Origin of the sequence: Protofrankia sp. CiP3 (assembly GCF_917627345.1) — a bacterium.
Lineage (GTDB): Bacteria > Actinomycetota > Actinomycetes > Frankiales > Frankiaceae > Protofrankia.
Window position 1 is genome coordinate 18991 of record NZ_CAKJTM010000001.1, and the last position, 16378, is coordinate 35368.

At 66.4% G+C, this 16378-nt stretch carries 14 protein-coding genes; 12 read left to right on the forward strand and 2 right to left on the reverse strand.

Annotated elements, in window-relative coordinates:
* Window positions 1-19: 19 nt before the first annotated feature.
* Window positions 20-1126 (forward strand): ecdysteroid 22-kinase family protein, encoded by a 1107-nt coding sequence (locus tag MJ797_RS00080; protein WP_239328586.1) that lies wholly within the window; start codon window positions 20-22, stop codon window positions 1124-1126.
* Between the two features lie 44 nt (window positions 1127-1170).
* On the opposite strand, the gene MJ797_RS27160 is transcribed toward MJ797_RS00080, so the two are convergent.
* Entirely contained in the window at window positions 1171-2055 is an 885-nt protein-coding gene (locus MJ797_RS27160; RefSeq protein ID WP_305039646.1) for a helix-turn-helix domain-containing protein, read from the reverse strand.
* A 347-nt stretch (window positions 2056-2402) separates the two neighbouring features.
* Here MJ797_RS27160 and MJ797_RS00090 point away from each other — a divergent pair, with 347 nt between their 5' ends.
* The 9 genes from MJ797_RS00090 to MJ797_RS00130 all read left to right on the forward strand — a co-directional run bounded on the left by MJ797_RS00090 (window position 2403) and on the right by MJ797_RS00130 (window position 11471).
* Window positions 2403-3605 carry an amidohydrolase family protein gene (locus MJ797_RS00090; RefSeq protein ID WP_239328588.1) on the forward strand — a complete coding sequence of 401 codons (1203 nt, stop codon included), beginning with the start codon at window positions 2403-2405 and terminating at the stop codon, window positions 3603-3605.
* A 531-nt stretch (window positions 3606-4136) separates the two neighbouring features.
* Window positions 4137-5210, forward strand: a complete 1074-nt coding sequence (locus MJ797_RS00095; RefSeq protein ID WP_239328590.1) for an ABC transporter substrate-binding protein — start codon at window positions 4137-4139, stop codon at window positions 5208-5210.
* Window positions 5211-5302: 92 nt separating this feature from the next.
* A complete protein-coding gene (locus tag MJ797_RS00100; protein WP_239328599.1) occupies window positions 5303-6106 on the forward strand; it encodes an SDR family NAD(P)-dependent oxidoreductase in 804 nt (267 codons plus the stop codon).
* 74 nt (window positions 6107-6180) lie between these two features.
* Window positions 6181-6621, forward strand: a complete 441-nt coding sequence (locus MJ797_RS00105) for an NfeD family protein (RefSeq protein ID WP_239328617.1) — start codon at window positions 6181-6183, stop codon at window positions 6619-6621.
* 228 nt (window positions 6622-6849) lie between these two features.
* Entirely contained in the window at window positions 6850-7800 is a 951-nt protein-coding gene (locus MJ797_RS00110; protein WP_239328627.1) for an SPFH domain-containing protein, read from the forward strand.
* A 79-nt stretch (window positions 7801-7879) separates the two neighbouring features.
* Window positions 7880-8845 carry a metal ABC transporter substrate-binding protein gene (locus MJ797_RS00115; RefSeq protein WP_239328629.1) on the forward strand — a complete coding sequence of 322 codons (966 nt, stop codon included), beginning with the start codon at window positions 7880-7882 and terminating at the stop codon, window positions 8843-8845.
* Window positions 8842-9654, forward strand: a complete 813-nt coding sequence (locus tag MJ797_RS00120; protein WP_374581050.1) for a metal ABC transporter ATP-binding protein — start codon at window positions 8842-8844, stop codon at window positions 9652-9654. The genes MJ797_RS00115 and MJ797_RS00120 overlap by 4 nt, the downstream gene beginning before the upstream one ends.
* Window positions 9655-9678: 24 nt before the next feature.
* Window positions 9679-10629: a metal ABC transporter permease gene (locus MJ797_RS00125; RefSeq protein ID WP_239328657.1), complete on the forward strand. Its 951-nt coding sequence runs from the start codon at window positions 9679-9681 to the stop codon at window positions 10627-10629.
* Window positions 10629-11471 (forward strand): metal ABC transporter permease, encoded by an 843-nt coding sequence (locus MJ797_RS00130; RefSeq protein ID WP_239328667.1) that lies wholly within the window; start codon window positions 10629-10631, stop codon window positions 11469-11471. Before MJ797_RS00125 ends, MJ797_RS00130 begins: the two co-directional genes overlap by 1 nt.
* A gap of 85 nt (window positions 11472-11556) precedes the next feature.
* Here the strand turns inward: MJ797_RS00130 and MJ797_RS00135 are convergent, their stop codons facing one another.
* Window positions 11557-12801 carry an ABC transporter substrate-binding protein gene (locus tag MJ797_RS00135; protein ID WP_239330158.1) on the reverse strand — a complete coding sequence of 415 codons (1245 nt, stop codon included), beginning with the start codon at window positions 12799-12801 and terminating at the stop codon, window positions 11557-11559.
* Window positions 12802-12862: 61 nt separating this feature from the next.
* Between MJ797_RS00135 and MJ797_RS00140 the strand changes: the two genes are divergently transcribed.
* Together MJ797_RS00140 and MJ797_RS00145 are read left to right on the forward strand one after the other, a co-directional pair.
* Window positions 12863-14818, forward strand: coding sequence for an ABC transporter permease (locus MJ797_RS00140; protein ID WP_239328677.1), 1956 nt, complete (start codon window positions 12863-12865; stop codon window positions 14816-14818).
* Window positions 14815-16251 (forward strand): ABC transporter ATP-binding protein, encoded by a 1437-nt coding sequence (locus MJ797_RS00145; RefSeq protein WP_239328686.1) that lies wholly within the window; start codon window positions 14815-14817, stop codon window positions 16249-16251. Before MJ797_RS00140 ends, MJ797_RS00145 begins: the two co-directional genes overlap by 4 nt.
* The last annotated feature ends 127 nt before the right edge of the window (window positions 16252-16378 follow it).

Below are 16378 nucleotides of genomic sequence, written 5' to 3' on the forward strand. Positions count from 1 at the left end.
ATCTGTGCCAGAATCGCGCATGGCAAACTTACCCAGGTCGGTCGAGGATCTCACTCCCGCGATGCTGACCGCTCTGCTGCGTGAGGCCCATCCGACGGTCGTGGTCGACGGGGTTGATCTGATCGGGGCGGCCCGGGTTGGTGTCGCCACGGCTACCGGCGAGAAGGCGTCGACCGCGGATCGCCTGACGCTCGGGCTACGGTACGCCCCGGGACGTGACGCCGGGCTGCCGCCACGGATGTTTCTCAAGACCCTGCTGGTCAGTGGGGATGAGCAGGGCCTGCCGCGGGCCTCACCGGCCATGTACCGCACCGAGATCGGCTTCTATCGGCAGGTCCGCACCCGCCTGGACGTGGAGGCGCCCCGGCTGTTCGCCGGTGAGCTCGACGAGGAGACCGGGCAGTTCGTGGTGCTGATCGAGGATCTTTCGCTGCGGGGAGCGACATACCCCAACGCGCTCGGGTCGCTGAGTTCTGACCAGGTCGCCGCACTGCTCGCCGAACTCGCCAAGGTCCACGCTCACTACTGGTCAAGTCCTGGTCTTCAGCAGGCCTTCCCATGGCTGGAGACACCGGGCTCGGGGGAAACCACGGAGTTCTTCCGAAGCACCGGCCGACGAATCTTCGACAAGCAGTTGAAGCTCGACTGGAAAGCCGAGATCGTGGCTGCGCTGGGGCGTCCGAACGATGAGCTCTGGGCGGCGCTGTGGAAGCTTGAAGATCTTATGGAGAAAGAACCGCGGTGCCTGCTGCACGGCGATGCTCATGTCGCCAACACCTATCTGCTGCCGACGGGGGGCGGCCTGCTGGACTGGCAGTTCTGTAAGGCTGGCAACTGGGCGCACGATGTTTCCTACCTGATCGTGACCGCACTCGACTCCGAGCGGCGGCGGACCCTTGAGCGGGATCTCATCGCCGGCTATCTGGACGAGCTCGGTCGCCACGGTGTCGTGCCCCCCAGCGCCGATGATGCCTGGCTGCTGTACCGGCAGAACATCGTTTGGGGGGTGGTGGTGGGCTGGGTGATGACACCTCCCACCCATCACGGCCCAGCCCTGATCAGTGCCAACCTGCGACGGTGTGTCACGGCCGCCGCCGACCTCGGGTCCTTCGACGCTGTCGCCTGACCACGGACGCCGTCAGCGGTGTCCCGGGCATCGCTGAGCTGATTTCAGCGTCCGGTCGGTCTGTCGGCCATGGCCGTGCTGTCGGCCGGCGGAGCAGGAGGGCCGCCCAGGCCGGGGGTCTGGCCGTGCCGGGATGACGGGGCTGCCAGCATCCCGGACATGGCCTCGATCAGGTCTGTGACCAGATCGTCCAGTCTCTCGGCCGAGAGCGGGACGGCCAGGCCGCGGTCGGCGGGCGCGGTTGCGGGGCGCTCGGCGGCGTTGACGTGCGCTTCGTTGGGGTGGGCTCGTTCGTAGTCGGCAAGCGCGGCGATGGCCATCCGCATGGCAAGGTTGAAGCGTCGCCGGAACACCGGCTCCGGCAGGGCGGGAAGGGCGTGCCACAGCATGTCCCGGGCCTGGCGAAACGTGGTGTCCGTCAGGTTGTCCGGCCGGCGGATGCGATGGTCGCGCGCATGGTCGGCCTGCAGCCGGGCCAGGAAACTGACGTACTGGCCGTGACCAACCAGCTCAGCCAACGGCCGCACGATGGCCCCGACTGTGGCCTGGACCATGGCTGTCGGCTGCGCCGTCACCCGCGCCATCTCGGCTCGGCGCTCCGCGTCCGTGCCGGCCGGTCGCGTGGTCGCGTCGCTGGCACCGGCGGCCTGAGCGAGTAGTACCGATCTGCGTGCGTTGAGCACGGTCGCGCGATGTTCGAAGATTGCTTCGAGGAGTTGCTCCTTGTTGCCGAAGTGGTACTGCGCCGCTCCGGTGTTGTGGCTGCCAGCGGCGGCCGCAATCTCGCGTAGCGACACCGCGTCGAGCCCTCGTTCCGCGAACAGGCGTTCAGCTGCCGCGATCAGGGCATCACGGGTGATCCTGCCGCGGTCGTAGCTGCCGCGTCGCCCGTTGCGGCCTCGGTCGCCGGTGCTGGTCGAGACGGTCACCCTTCCAGTCTGACGTGGGCGGTCGCCGGCATCGCCGGGCCGTCCGGGCCGTTCCAGCTCTTTTCATCTTCTGGCACAACTGCTTTAGTTCTCGATGCCAGCTGACCCTCCGTCCGTCCAGGAGCTGTTGGTCGGTCGGGCTGTCGGTTATGTGTACGTCAGGATCATGAATTGATCATGAATGGGAGCCTCGATGGTGTTGCCACGCGGGGTACGGGGCTGACCGGGCCACACTCGCGGGCCTGGTCGGCCGCTGGCCCCACGACCGGTTCCCGATCTTCCAGCGGGCCGGTGGCCGGCCGCGCCGGTCACGAGGTGGCCACCCATGAAACTGCAGCGGAGGTTCGATGACAACTGACATTCCGGCCATCATTTCCGTGGACGACCACGTGATTGAGCCGCCGCACCTGTGGCGGGACTGGCTGCCCAGCAGGTACCGCGAGGCGGGCCCACGGGTGGTACGTGCGCCGTACGAGATGGTCCCGGCAAACGGCTGGCCGTTTCGGATGGCCACGAGCGGCCCGGAGACCGACTGGTGGGTGTACGAGGACCTCCGGTACGCAGTGGTCGCGGGAATGGCGTCCGCCGGCCTGAAACCGGAGGAGATCGGTAAGGAACCGGTGGGGTACGACCAGATGCGGCCAGGATTCTACGAGCCGGCGGCACGTCTGGTCGATATGGATGTGAATCATGTCGAACGGTCCCTGTGCTTCCCGACCTTCCCCAGGTTCTGCGGCCAGACTTTCTACGAAGCCAAGGACAAGGAGCTCGCGTTGGCGTGTGTGCACGCCTATAACAACTGGATGGTCGAGGAGTGGTGCGGCGACAGCGGTGGCCGGCTTATCCCGCTCTGTCTGATCCCGTTGTGGGACGTCGAGCTCGCTGCGGCCGAGGTGCGCCGAAACGCCGCTCGTGGTGTGCGTGCTGTCGCTTTCAGTGAACTTCCGGCAAAGCTTGGCCTGCCAAGCCTGCACGATGCCGAACGGCGGTGGGATCCGCTGCTGCGGGCCTGCGAGGAGACCGCGACCGTGATATGCATGCATATCGGCTCGTCCTCGCAGTTCCTCACCACTTCGGCGGACGCGCCGACCAGCGTGCGGATCGCGATCACCGCGGTGAACTCCCAGATGGCGATGGCGGACTGGCTGCTGTCCGGCGTACTCGCGCGTTTCCCCACCCTGAAGATTGCTTTCTCGGAAAGCCAGATCGGGTGGATGCCGTACCTGTTCGAACGCGCCGACCGGGTCTGGCGTATGGGTAATGCTGCGTCCGGGCTGCCGCCAGAAATGACGGAGGCGCCCAGCAGCTATGTGGCCGGCCGGGTTTACGGGTGTTTTTTCGAGGATGACTTCGGGCTTGTCAGCCGTCATGCCATCGGCGTAGACCAGATCACTTTCGAAAGTGACTACCCGCACCAGGACACCACCTGGCCGAACACCCGTGGCTACGCCGAACAGGCAATGCGGGATATTCCTGCCGCTGATATCGAGAAGATAGTCCGGACAAACGCCATCCGCATGCTCGAGCTCCCGCCGGTTCTCGCCGGGTAGCGGCCATCGCCGACGACCATCCTGGCCAGGGCCAGGGCCAGGGCCAGGGCCAGGGCCAGGGCCAGGGCCAGGGCCAGGGCCAGGGCCAGGGCCAGGGCTGGGCAGCACAGCGCGGCATCCCCGCACTGTGGTGCCCTCGGCGTGTGGGGGAAGGGTTTGGGGTGTGCGTGAGCAGCTGGACGTGACGGCTACCTTCAAAAAGATCGCATTTAGATAAATTATTGTCCATTTAAGGTCTTAGGGGTGATGGGCCCGAGTTCGTAGATCTTGTCCGACTTCGCCGGCTGGCTGCGGCAGCGGCGGGCCGCCCGGAATCATCCTGATGGTGACTCCATGGTTAATTTTTTAATACAGAAAGCCACTTTTTATCATCTAAATCACAGGAGGAACTGGAATGTGCGCGGAAAGTTATTTATTGCCGTAAGTTTGGCGGGCATGCTTACGTTGGCGGCATGTGGGAGCGGCTCGACCGGGAACATGCCTGAGGCGAGTGCGAGCACAGGCAGTCAGTTGCCTGGTGAGCCGATCAGGATGATGGTCATCACTGCGCTGTCCGGACCATCGGAGGCGTTTAGCGACATTCCGCCGGCCGTGAACGCCGCCGCTACCGCGATCAACAAGGCGGGTGGCATCAAGGGCCGGCCGCTTCAGGTTACCGTTTGTGACGATCAGTTCGACCCGAACAAGGCCGCTGACTGCGCGAACCAGGCGGTCGCCGGCAAGTACCTGTTCGTCACCGGAACTTCCGCGAACGGTGACCGGTACATGCCGATCCTGGAGAAGGGGAAGATCCCCGTGGTCGGTCAGATCCCGAACAGCGCCAGCGAGCTGAAGAGCCCGTACTCGTACCCGTTCATCTCCGGCGTCATCGAGGTCGCGGGCGGTGGAACCGCCTGCGGCAAGCTCGGCAGGAAGACCCCCGCCGCGGCCATCGTCGACCTCGCGGCCGGCCGTAACTCCGCCTCGCTGGTTGGCCTGGGCCTCAAGCCGTACAACCTGCCGCCTCCCAGGAACGTCTTCATTCCGCCGACCGCCACTGACTACACGACCTACGCGGCCAGCCTCAGCGGCACTGACTGCGTCGATGTCGTGCTCGGCGGCGCCGGCTTCGAGCGGCTGACCCAGACACTGCGCCAGTCCGGCAACAACGAGACCGTGGCCTACGGCTCGAGCCAGGTCAGTCAGAAGGGGATCGATCGGCTGGGCGCGGTCGCCACCGGTGTGGTCCTCGTTGCGCAGAACCCCGCGGTGACCGATACCAGCGTGCCCGCGGTGAAGAAGTTCCACGACGAGGCCGTCGCCAATGGCACGCCCGCGAACGAGCTGACCGACGAGGGTCTGATCATGTGGGGGACGACCCACCTGGTAGCCGAGCTGGCAGCCAAGATCACAACGGTCGATGGCGAGAGCCTGGCCCAGGCGCTCAACACCGCCGGTGATATTGACTACTCACCGCTACCGAAGGTGAACTTCGCCAAGCCGGTTCAGGTCATCTCCCCGGATAACCGGATCTTCACGACCGACGTGCGCTTCTCGGAACTCAAGGATGGCAAGCGCGTCCCGCTGTTCGACGGGCAGTCGATCAACGTGTTCAACCCATCCTGACGCAGCACCGGCCGGGCCGCGAACGGCGGCCCGGCCGGATCAAAGGGCTCCGCGCCCAGGCGCGGCACACACGAGGTCGAGACGATGAGAGCATGTTGACAGGACGGGTCGCTCTGGTTACCGGAGCGGGACGAGGGCTGGGCGCCGCGCACGCGCGGTTGCTGGCCGCTGCCGGTGCCGCGGTGGTCGTCAACGACGTCGGGGCGAGCCTCGATGGTCTGACCAGCGGTGATCCGGTTGCCAGCGACCTGGTTGCCGAGATCACAGCCGCTGGCGGTCGTGCTTTGGCGGATATATCCGACATATCAGCCTTTGCTGGCGCCGCGGCCGCGGTGGAGCGGGCACGAGACGTGTTCGGGCGGATCGACATCCTGGTGAACAACGCCGGGATCGTTGACACTGCGGGGGTCGAGGCGCTGACCGAGGACGCCCTCGATCGGGTGTTCGCCGTTCATGTCAGAGGCAGCGTCGGCACGACGAGAGCCGCGTTCGGGCACATGCGCGCCCAGGGCTTCGGCCGGATCATCAACACGATTTCCGAGGCCGCGCTGGACATGCGGATGTCCGACGCGGTCGCCTATTCCTCGGCCAAGGCGGCGATCTGGGGGCTGACCATGGCGACGGCGAAGGAGGGCGCCCGGTACGGCATCACGGTCAACGCGATCTCGCCGGGCGCCCGTACCCGGATGTCGGCGGGAGTGCTCGACGCCGGTCTTTCGGCTGGGCTCGATCTCGCCCCTGAGCACGTGTCCCGGGTGGTGACGATGCTCGCCTCGCCTGAGGCCGGTGACATCACCGGGCGGGTCGTGCACGCGGCGGCCGGAGAGGTCCGTGAGTATCTTCTGCGCCGGTCCGCCGACACAGATCTTGTACGCCGCTTGCTCGCCACATCCTGATATCGCCTTGGCCCCGGGTTCCACGCTCACAACAAGTCGTTCACAACAGGTCGCACGGTGCCTACGATGACAGTATGTCAGCGTGGCTCTGGTGGTTGATGATCGCCGGGGTTCTCGGGGCCGGTGAGCTGCTGACACTCGCTCTGATCCTCGGAATGACCGCGATCGCGGCCCTCGTCGCCGCTGTCGTGGCGGGTGTCGGTGGCGGTTCCGTCGCGCAACTCGCGGCGTTCGCGGCCGCTTCTGTCGCGCTTCTGTTCGGGCTGCGGCCGGTTGCCAGGCGCCATCTGATCCAGCCGCCGGGCATCGCGACGGGCGTGGATGCGTTGATCGGAAAAACCGGGATCGTGCTGGAGCCCGTCGACGGCAACGGTGGTCGGGTCAAGATCGGCGGTGAGGTGTGGTCGGCGCGCATGCCGGTCGCGGGCCATGCGCTCCAACCGGGAAGCATTGTCCGGGTGTTGCGTATTGACGGCGCGACGGCCATCGTCCATCCCGCCGAGCTGTGGACGTAGGAAGACCGGAGGCGCCGACGTGATGACGATGCCGGGCTTAGAGCGCCCGAGGACAGGACTGTCCGGCTCGCGGCTCCCCGCATCCCGCCCGGCCGCGTTGTCGTCAGCCGGCGCCCACCACCAAGGCGCCTTCCTCCGCCGCCTTGCCGGACCGGGCGCGGATGAGCCGCTCACCGATCGAACGCCCTATCCTCGGGCGCTCTTACACGTGGCAACGGGGTGGTCCTGATGGCTGGGTTGATCGCTGCCGCCGTCGTCGTACTGGTGCTGCTGGTGTTCCTTGCCAGATCCGTGCGGGTGGTAGCGCAGGCCCGCGCGGTCGTGGTCGAGCGTCTCGGTCGCTACCACCGGACGCTGGGCCCGGGCCTGGCCATCGTCATCCCGGTGGTGGACCGGATCAGGGAACGTGTCGACCTGCGTGAACAGGTGGTGACGTTTCCACCGCAACCGGTGATCACCGAGGATAATCTTGTCGTCAGTATCGATACGGTCATCTACTTTCAGGTTACCGACCCGCGGGCGTCCATCTATGAGATTGCCGATGTCATTCGCGCGATCGAGCAGCTCACGGTCACCACGTTGCGCAACGTAATCGGTAGTTTGAACCTGGAGCAGACCCTGACCTCCCGCGATGAAATCAATACCCGGTTGCGCGGTGTCCTTGACGAGGCAACCGGTAAGTGGGGTATCCGGGTGAACCGGGTGGAGATCAAGGCGATTGAGCCACCACCGTCGATCCAGGACTCGATGGAAAAACAGATGCGCGCCGAGCGGGACCGCCGGGCTGCGATCCTGTCTGCCGAGGGTGTCAAGCAGAGCGAGATCCTGCGTGCTGAGGGCGCGAAACAGGCCGCGATCCTGCGGGCTCAGGGCGAGAGGGAAGCGAAGATCCTCGCGGCGCAGGGCGAGGCCCAGGCCATCACCACGGTGTTCCAGGCGATCCACGACGGCAACCCGGACCGCAAGCTTCTCGCCTACCAGTACCTGCAGACTCTGCCGCGCCTCGCGGAAGGCGACGCGAACAAGATTTGGATCATTCCGAGTGAGCTGACGAGGGCCTTCGGCGGGCTTGCCGCGTTCAGCGGCCTCATTGACGATCATGATCGATCTGATCGTGCGACGGGGTCCGCCACGGATCGGCCCAGTGCGGTGGACGGCGGCGAGCCGGACACGCCCTGACCGCTGCGCCCGAGAACGGGCACATCATAATTTGACATCCGAACCGGGAACCGTTTTCATCAAGGCAATCATCGCCTTCATGCTGGAGTTCCCTTTGCGTATGACCTCGGTCCGTCTTGCGGCCGGAGGCGTCGGCCTCACCGTCGTTGCCATGTTGTTCGCTGGTTGTGCCACTGGCGGTGGGGATGCCGGCTCTGGGGCCGCCACGGTGTCCGGAAAGCTCAAGGTGGTGGCGACTACCACCCAGGTCGCGGACTTCGCCCGGGTCGTCGGCGGTGACCGGGTGCGGGTAACCCAGATCCTCAGGCCCAACGTCGACCCGCACGACTACGAGCCCTCGCCCGCGGACGTGAAGGCGATCGGCGAGGCCGACATCCTGGTAGCCAACGGCGTCGGCCTGGAGAAATGGCTCGACGGTGTGATCTCCTCCGCGGGCTTCAGAGGCGATCGGGTCGACACCAGCCAGGGGGTGAAGATCCGGCCGGGCAACGGTGATGAGGAGAAAGAGGGGGACCCCCACATCTGGCACAACCCACTGAACGTTAAGATCATGGCGGCCGGTATCGAGAAGGCGCTCGCGGCCAAGGACCCTGCCGGTGCCGCGGCCTACCAGGCCAATTTCGCCGCCTACGCTGGCAAACTCGACGCCCTTGACACGGATATCATGCGGCAGATCAATTCCCTGCCCCCAGCCGATCGCAAACTCGTGACCAACCACGATGCGTTCGGCTACTACGTTGACCGGTACCAGCTGACCTTTGTCGGGTCGATCATCCCGAGCTTCGACACGTCCGCGGAGCTGTCCGGCCGTGATGTTGACGATCTTGTTAGTGAGATCAGGAAGACCGGCGCGAAGGCGATCTTCTCCGAGTCGTCGCTACCGCCGAACACGGCCCAGACAATCGGTCGGGAGGCTGGCGTCAAGGTGGTGGCGGGCGAGGATGCTCTGTACGGTGACACGCTCGGCCCACAGGGGTCGGACGGCGAGACCTATCTGCGGATGGAAGAGCACAACACCAGAACGATCGTCGGGGCGTTGAGATGAGGGCACAGGTGGAGCTCGGTGCCGCCGGGAGAGGCGCGGCGGAGGCCGACGGCGACCGTCCGGCCGCGGTGGTTTTCGATCGGGCCAGTATCGCTTACGGCCGGGTACCGGCTGTCGAGAATGTGGACGGCGTGGTGCGGGCGGGGCGCACGGTTGCGCTCATAGGGCCGAACGGCGGCGGCAAATCGACTCTGATCAAGGCGGTACTCGGGCTTGTCCCGGTCGTTGACGGGTCGATTCAGGTGCTCGGCCGGACGCCGGCCGGCGCCCGGCGCGACGTTGCCTACGTCCCGCAGGCGGACGCGCTCGATCCCGAGTTCCCGGTCTCGGTCAACCAGGTCGTGCTGATGGGCCGGTATCGAAAGATCGGATGGGTGCGCCGGCCTGGCCGCGCCGACCGGCAGATCACCACGCAGGCCCTGACGGCGGTAGGGCTCGCGCACCGGGGCGCCGACCGGTTCGGCACGTTGTCGGGCGGGCAGCGCCAACGCGTCCTGCTTGCGCGGGCGATAGCTCAGCAGCCCACGCTGCTGCTGCTGGACGAGCCGTTCAACGGCGTGGACACAGTCTCGCAGGAAGCGTTGTTGCGCGCGCTCGGCGAACTGCGAGAGGCCGGCGCCACGGTTGTCGTCAGCACCCATGATCTGTCACTGGCGCATCTTGCCTGCGACGACGTCTGTCTGCTCAACCGGCACCAGTTCGGGTTCGGCCCGATTTCGGCCACGCTGACCCCGGACAGGCTTCGTGCCGCCTACGGCGGAGCCGCTCTTGCGTTGGCTGGCGACAGCGTCATCGTCGCCCATGCATGAGGTGGCTGTGACGGGATGCTAGTGATGGTCAACAGGCTGCTCGTCGAACCGTTCACGCTCCCGTTCATGCAGCGGGCACTGATCGAGGTACTGCTTCTCGGCGCTATGGCCGGTGTTGTCGGTGTTTTCGTGGTATTGCGACGGTTGGCTTTCCTGGCCGACGCGCTCACGCACACCGTTTTCCCTGGAGTGGTTATCGGATACCTGCTGTCAGGAGAGTCAGGTATCGTGCCAGGGGCCCTCGCCTTTGCGCTGTTGTCCGCGGTGCTGTTCACCGTGCTGGCGGCCAACCGGCGAGTGAACCAGGATGCCGCGCTCGCCATCCTGCTGACGTCGTTCTTCGCGTTGGGGGTCGTGTTCGTCTCGCGTCGGCGTTCGTACACCGCTGACCTGACGGCTTTTTTGTTCGGCCGCGTCCTCACTATCGACTCCACGCAGCTCACCCAGACGGCGGTCGTGGCCGTGGGGGTGTCCGTGGTGCTTCTGGCGCTGCGTAAGGAGCTGCTCCTGCGGGCGTTTGACCCGCTTGCGGCGCGGGCGATGGGCTACCGCATCGGTCTGCTGGACCTCATCCTCAACCTTGTCATCGCCATCGTTGTCGTCGCGGCTGTCAAGGCTGTCGGGACGATTCTCGTCATTGCCCTTCTCGTCGTTCCGGCGGCGACGGCCCGGCTGCTGTCCGACCGGTTGGTGATCGTGTCCGGAACGGCGATCACAGTCGGTATGTCCGGTGGCTGGTTGGGGCTTGCCGCGAGCTACGAGGCTTCGATCAATCGTGGGGTACGGCTGGCTTCGGGCGCGACCGTCGTGCTTGCCCTTGTCATGTGCTACCTGTTCGCGCTCGGGGCCGGCCCACTCAGCCGGTTCGCGCGAGGGCGCTGGACGCGGGGGCGGCTGGTGGATGCGCAGGCGTCGGGCGAGCGGCCGGATGGTCCCCGCACGCCAACCGGTCCGACGGCGGGGACGGGCATGTGATGATTTTTTCTGAGCTGTTGGCGGACTCCTACACCCGCCGTGCGCTGATCGAAGCCGTGCTCGTCGGTGCGTTGTGCGGCGTTATCGGTGTACACGTGGTGTTGCGCCGGCTGAGTTTTTTCACGATGGCGATGACGCACGCCACCTTCCCGGGCGTGGTGCTCGCGGCGATCGCGGGCGTGAACCTCTACCTGGGTTCGGCGCTGTTCGGGGTCCTCGTCGTCCTTGCCGTCGCCGCGTTGTCGACGCGCGGTGACAATGTGACCGCGACCGGCATCGTGCTTTCCGGTGGCTTCGCGCTCGGGGTGCTGCTGCTGTCCGCGCAGGCGGGATTCACCAGGGACCTCACCGCCTATCTCGTTGGCTCCATTCTCACCGTGCAGCCGGATGCTCTGGTCACTACGGCCGTCACCGCCGCCGTCGTCGTCATGGTCCTTGCGCTGTTGGGCAAGGAGATAGTTTTTGGCGCCTTTGATCGCGACGCCATGGTAGCGGCCGGTTATCCAGCCGGTCGGCTTGATCTCGTCTTCCTGCTGCTGATTGAGATGACGATCGTCACGTCGGTGCCGGCCGTGGGAACAATCCTGTCGGTCGCGCTGATCGTGGCCCCGGCCGCCACCGCCCGGCTGTGGTGCGGCGGAGTCGGGGCGATGACCGCCGTCGCAATCGCCATCGGGGTCGCCAGCGGCGTGATCGGGCTCGCGGTCAGTCAGCAGTGGAGCGTCGCGGCAGGAGGCGCGATCGTGCTCACAGCCGCGGGGATCTTCGTCCTGTCAGTGGTTGTTGCCCCCGGCGCGGGTCTGCTGGCCCGGCTCCGCTGGCCCAGCGCCACCAGCCATTGATCTCGGCTGATGGCTGGCCGGGCTGGCGTCGACATCCGCGTTCGCCGGGCCGATGTGATGGTTGATCGTGATGGTTGATCGGTGGTCAGGTGATGAGTTTCATGAGTTCACGCCCATCCACCCAGGTGTCGCTGACGTCCGCGAAGCCGTTGCCGGACCACCGCAGGATGCGTATCGCTGTGTTGCAGACCGCCGGGAAGACGTTTATCGCTGTTCCGTCGCAGGTGAACGGGTGCGCCATGACGTTCGGATGGTCCCGCGTCGTCCTGAAGGCGGCTGTCAGGTCGGTGGAAGTCGTCTGTGACATCTCGGCGAGCAGTGATCGGACAACCAGGACAGTCGCGAAGGACGCCTGCGACAACGGCGATCGCTGGGTCTCGGGAAGCCGTGCTCGGAATGCCTCGGCGTCCTGGTCGCCGCCGGCGGTGCCGAACGGCAGATAAGCCGAGGCGAAGTAGAGGTTTCCGGCGCTTGGCCCGGCGGCCCGCGGCACGGTGGGGGAGGCGCAGGAGCCCACGAAGTACATCGGCGTCTTGATCTGGAGCGTTCCCGCGACCTGGGCTATTCGTGCGCAGGACTGGGCCGGGAAGACGACGACGATTGCGTCCGGATCGCCGGAGACGGCTTGGCTGACGGCTGGTGCGAAGTCAGCCGTATCAACCTTCTCCCGCACCAGCTGGATATCCGACACGCCCCTGGCGCGGAGGATTTTTTCGGAGCCCTGAATCGCGGCGGTGAGTAGTCCGGGCAGGTCCGCGTACAGCGCGTGGACCTTTTTCAGATGTTTGGTGGCTGTCAGGTACTCGGTGATACCGAGCAGGTCGGTGAGTGTGCCGCCGGTCAATGAGAACGAGGTGCGGGAACTCAGCTCCCCGCTCAGCTGGGGTGAGCCGCTGACATAGGGAATCCCGGCGCGTTCGTAGAGCCCCATGGCGGCTTCGGTGCCGAGGTCCACGCCGCCGACCACGGCGACGGGTTTCTCAGCGACGAGGCGGTTGGCACAGTCCTGGGACGACTCGGGAGAGCCGTTCGTCACACAGGGGACGAGCTCAACAGGATGGCCGTGAACTCCGCCGAGAGCCTCGTTGGCGTACGCGACGGCCCCCTGGGCTGCGATTCGGGTTTCGGGAAACGACCCGAGCGGGGTGTTCTCCATCGAGACGAAGCCGAACTTGACCGGCGGTCCACTCAACTGGCTCGCGGACCCACCGTTGGTCCGGCCAGGACCGGCGGGGCCTCCGCCGCGCCGGCTCGTGCACCCGGCAAGGACGACGGACAGGACCACGGCAGCCGTGACCGCGGCTACGACAGCACGACGGGACAGCGTCATATTCACAGAAGTTACACTGCTCTGGCCCACAACAGACCGCCATGCTGGATTGGAGAGCCCTGTGCCCACGTATGTCGCGGCACTGGTCCTGGGACTGGGTGCCGGTGCGGTCTACGCGGCACTGGGTCTCGGGCTGGTGTTGATACACCGCGCTTCAGGTGTGGTCAATGTCGCGCACGCCGCGTTCGCGATGTATGTCACCTATCAGTATGCCGAGCTCAGAGACGTCGGAGACCTCGTCCTCCCCGTCGTGGGCCTTCCTCCCCGTGTTCATCTCACTGATAGCCCCTCTTTTGCGCTGGCATTGACAGTGTCGCTCGCTATGGCTGCCCTGGGCGGGCTCGTTGTCTATTTTCTCATATTTCGGCCACTACGGCACGCGCCGCCCGTGCTGACGCTGGTTGCCTCGGTCGGCCTTATGATCGCCCTGCAGGCGCTGGCGGTACTGCAGTTCGGCTCGGACAACAGGTTCATCGACTCCGTCCTGCCACGGACCTCTTTCTCCTTGTTCGGGGAAAACGTACCTGCTGACCGCCCGCTGCTTGCCGCGCTGGTGGCCACGGTCGGCATAGTGATGTGGGCGGTATCCCGGTGGACGTTGCTGGGGCTCGCCACCCGGGCGGTCGCCGAGTCCGACGAGGCCACGGCTCAGTTCGGCTACCGGCCTGAAGTCGTTGCGGCTACCAGCTGGGTGGCGGCATCCGTCCTCGGCGCGCTCGCGGGAATACTGGTGGCGCCGATCAGTGTGCTGAGCCCGTCCACGTACACGTTGTTCATCGTACCCGCGCTGGCCGCAGCATTGCTCGGCGGCCTGTCGTCGTTCGGCGCCACCATCGTCGGCGCGTTGTTGCTCGGGATGGTCCAGTCGGTTCTTCTTCCTCTTCAGCATTCCGTTTCATGGCTTGATCAACCTGGGCTCCGGTCGTTGTTCCCGCTGCTTTTTCTCATCGCCATCGCGCTCACCCGCGGCCAGCTGATACCGGGCCGGGACCAGATCCTGGCACCAACGGCGGCGAGACTGCCCCGGGCCGAGCCGGCGGGACGTCCACTACATGATCTTTATGTGGTCGTGCCGGCCGGGGTGCTCGCGTTGGTACTGCTCTCCGGCTCCTACCGGCTGGGTCTGGAACGCAGTCTCGCGGGCGCGGTCGTGTGCCTGTCCTTCGTGGTGCTGACCGGGTTCGCCGGACAGCTCTCGCTCGCGCAGATGTCGCTGGCAGGTGTGGCCGGTTTCCTGCTGGCGAGGCTGCAGGGCGGCCTCGGCGTGCCGTTTCCGCTCGCCCCGCTGCTTGCCACCGGGGCTGCGACCGTCGCGGGCCTGCTGCTCGGGGTCCTGTCTCGACGGATCCGCGGCGTGGACCTCGCCGTGGTGACACTCACCGCGGGCGTGGCCTTTCAGGAAATGGTCTTCGCCAATCCGCTGATCACGGGTGGTCTTGCCGGATCAGCTGTCCCGGCCCCGAAGGTTTTCGGTATTGATCTCGGTGTTGCCGGGGCCGGATACCCACGGGTGCAGTACGGCCTGCTCACCCTTGCGGTATTCGTGCTATGCGCCTTCGGGGTGGCTCGGTTGCGTGCGTCCACCTCAGGGCTGCGGATGCTCGCCGTCCGCTCAAATGAGCGGGCGGCGTCCGCGGTCGGTGTGGACGCCGCCCGGACGAAGCTGCTCGCCTCCGCCATTTCCGCCGGGATCGCCGGCTTCGGTGGTTGCCTGATCGGTTACGGCCAGGGGCGGCTCTCGTTCGACTCGTTCGGGGTGTTCGCCTCGTTGTTCTTTTTGGCGATCGCTTCGGTCGGTGGGGTGATGAGTGTGCGCGGCGCGGTGCTGGGGGGCCTGTTGGCCCCGGGCGGCGTGGTGTTCACTCTTCTTGATCGTCTTATTGACCTCGCGAGGTACCAGTCGCTGCTGTGCGGTGTAGCCCTGATGGTGCTCGTCGTGCTGCGTCCCGAGGGGCTCGCGTACGATCCGCGCCAGCCTGCGGTGCGCCTGCGGATACCCGCCGAGGCACGCGCATGACCGGGGACCCGGTTCGCCTGAGCGTCAGTGGGCTGTGCGTCAGCTACGGCAAGGTCGAAATCGTCCATGATGTGTCGTTCACCCTGTCCGCGGGGAAGGTCACCGGGCTGATCGGGCCGAACGGAGCGGGCAAGACCACGTTGATAGACGCGGTCACCGGATTCACTCCCGCCAGCGCCGGCCAGATCGTGCTGGATGGGACGGTGCTGAACTCGATGCCGCCGCATGAGCGGTTCCGGCGTGGCCTCACGCGTACCTTCCAGTCCCTGGAACTGTTCGAGGACCTGTCCGTTGCCGAGAATCTCGCGGTAGCCGGGCCCGAGCCGGCCGTGGCGCTGGGGCTTGGCATGCTCGCTGACCAACTCCCCGCGACGCTGTCACACGACGAGCGCCTCGCTGTCGGGCTCGGCCGCGCGCTGGCAGCGGGCGGCCAGGTGCTGCTCGTGGACGAGCCGGCGGCGGGTCTGGATTCGGCGGCGCGGGCCACGCTCACGACTCGGTTGCGTCGCCTGGCTGAACGTGGCTACGCGATTCTTCTTGTTGATCATGACATCAAGCTGGTTTTCGAGGCCTGCGACGACGTTGTGGTGCTGGGAGCTGGACGGGTCGTGGCGTATGGCCCACCGGCCACGGTCCGGGACCGCCCCGAGGTCCGCGAGGTGTATCTCGGCGGCTCACCGGCAACGGCCGTTCGCGTGCCCACGCAGCCGTCCAAGCACAAGGTGCTTGCCCTTGAAGGGGTTACGAGTGGGTATGACCGCCTGCCCGTGATGCACGAGGTCACGCTCGACGTCCACGCTGGTGAGATCGTCGCGTTGCTCGGGCCGAACGGCGCCGGCAAGACAACGCTCATCCGTTCGGTTTCCGGGCAGCTCACACCGTTTGACGGCCGGGTGAGCGTCCTCGGTCACCCGGCCCGCCGCCCGAGCCCGGCCAGGCTTGCCCGCCGTGGACTGGCAGTGTCCCCTCAAGGCGGGACGCCTCTGCGAGGGCTGACGGTCCGCCAGATCCTGCGCCTCGCGGTCGGTCGACGGCCCGGCGGCCAGATCGAGCGGACGTTGGCGAGTTTCCCGGCGCTGCGCCCGCTGCTCGACCGGACCGGCGGCGAGCTCTCCGGGGGAGAGCGGCAGCAGGTCGCGCTGGCCAGCGCTGTGGCGCGGCAGCCGAAGCTGCTGATCGTCGATGAGTTCTCCTCCGGCCTTGCGCCCGATCTCGCGTCGAGTCTGCTTGCGGTCCTGCGGCGCCTGGCGGACGAACGCGGCACCGGCATTCTGCTGATAGAGCAACACGTGTCGCTTGCCCTCGCCGCCGCGGACCGGGCCTACATCCTCGACCGGGGCCGAATCGTGTTCACCGGTACCGCCGCTACCCTTGCGGCGGATCCCGGTCTGATCAATGCCAGCTATTTCGGTATCGGCTCGGCCAGCGACTGACCGCAATGTTCGCTCTGGCGACCACCTGACAGCTGGTCACCGGGCCGGGAGCGCGGCCCGTCGGGCTCCGCTGCTCCGGCGGCGGTGGCATGGGGGCCGCCTGCCGCGGAAGCTGCTTAGAGCGACC

Excerpts from the sequence above, each read along its gene's own strand:
- MJ797_RS00115 (WP_239328629.1), top strand. The coding sequence starts at position 7,880 with ATGCTGGAGTTCCCTTTGCGTATGACCTCGGTCCGTCTTGCGGCCGGA.
- MJ797_RS00100 (WP_239328599.1), top strand. The coding sequence starts at position 5,303 with ATGTTGACAGGACGGGTCGCTCTGGTTACCGGAGCGGGACGAGGGCTG.
- MJ797_RS00105 (WP_239328617.1), top strand. The coding sequence starts at position 6,181 with ATGTCAGCGTGGCTCTGGTGGTTGATGATCGCCGGGGTTCTCGGGGCC.
- MJ797_RS00125 (WP_239328657.1), top strand. The coding sequence starts at position 9,679 with ATGGTCAACAGGCTGCTCGTCGAACCGTTCACGCTCCCGTTCATGCAG.
- MJ797_RS00130 (WP_239328667.1), top strand. The coding sequence starts at position 10,629 with ATGATTTTTTCTGAGCTGTTGGCGGACTCCTACACCCGCCGTGCGCTG.
- MJ797_RS00095 (WP_239328590.1), top strand. The coding sequence starts at position 4,137 with ATGATGGTCATCACTGCGCTGTCCGGACCATCGGAGGCGTTTAGCGAC.
- MJ797_RS00120 (WP_374581050.1), top strand. The coding sequence starts at position 8,842 with ATGAGGGCACAGGTGGAGCTCGGTGCCGCCGGGAGAGGCGCGGCGGAG.
- MJ797_RS00110 (WP_239328627.1), top strand. The coding sequence starts at position 6,850 with ATGGCTGGGTTGATCGCTGCCGCCGTCGTCGTACTGGTGCTGCTGGTG.
- MJ797_RS00135 (WP_239330158.1), bottom strand. The coding sequence starts at position 12,801 with ATGACGCTGTCCCGTCGTGCTGTCGTAGCCGCGGTCACGGCTGCCGTG.
- MJ797_RS00145 (WP_239328686.1), top strand. The coding sequence starts at position 14,815 with ATGACCGGGGACCCGGTTCGCCTGAGCGTCAGTGGGCTGTGCGTCAGC.
- MJ797_RS00090 (WP_239328588.1), top strand. The coding sequence starts at position 2,403 with ATGACAACTGACATTCCGGCCATCATTTCCGTGGACGACCACGTGATT.
- MJ797_RS00080 (WP_239328586.1), top strand. The coding sequence starts at position 20 with ATGGCAAACTTACCCAGGTCGGTCGAGGATCTCACTCCCGCGATGCTG.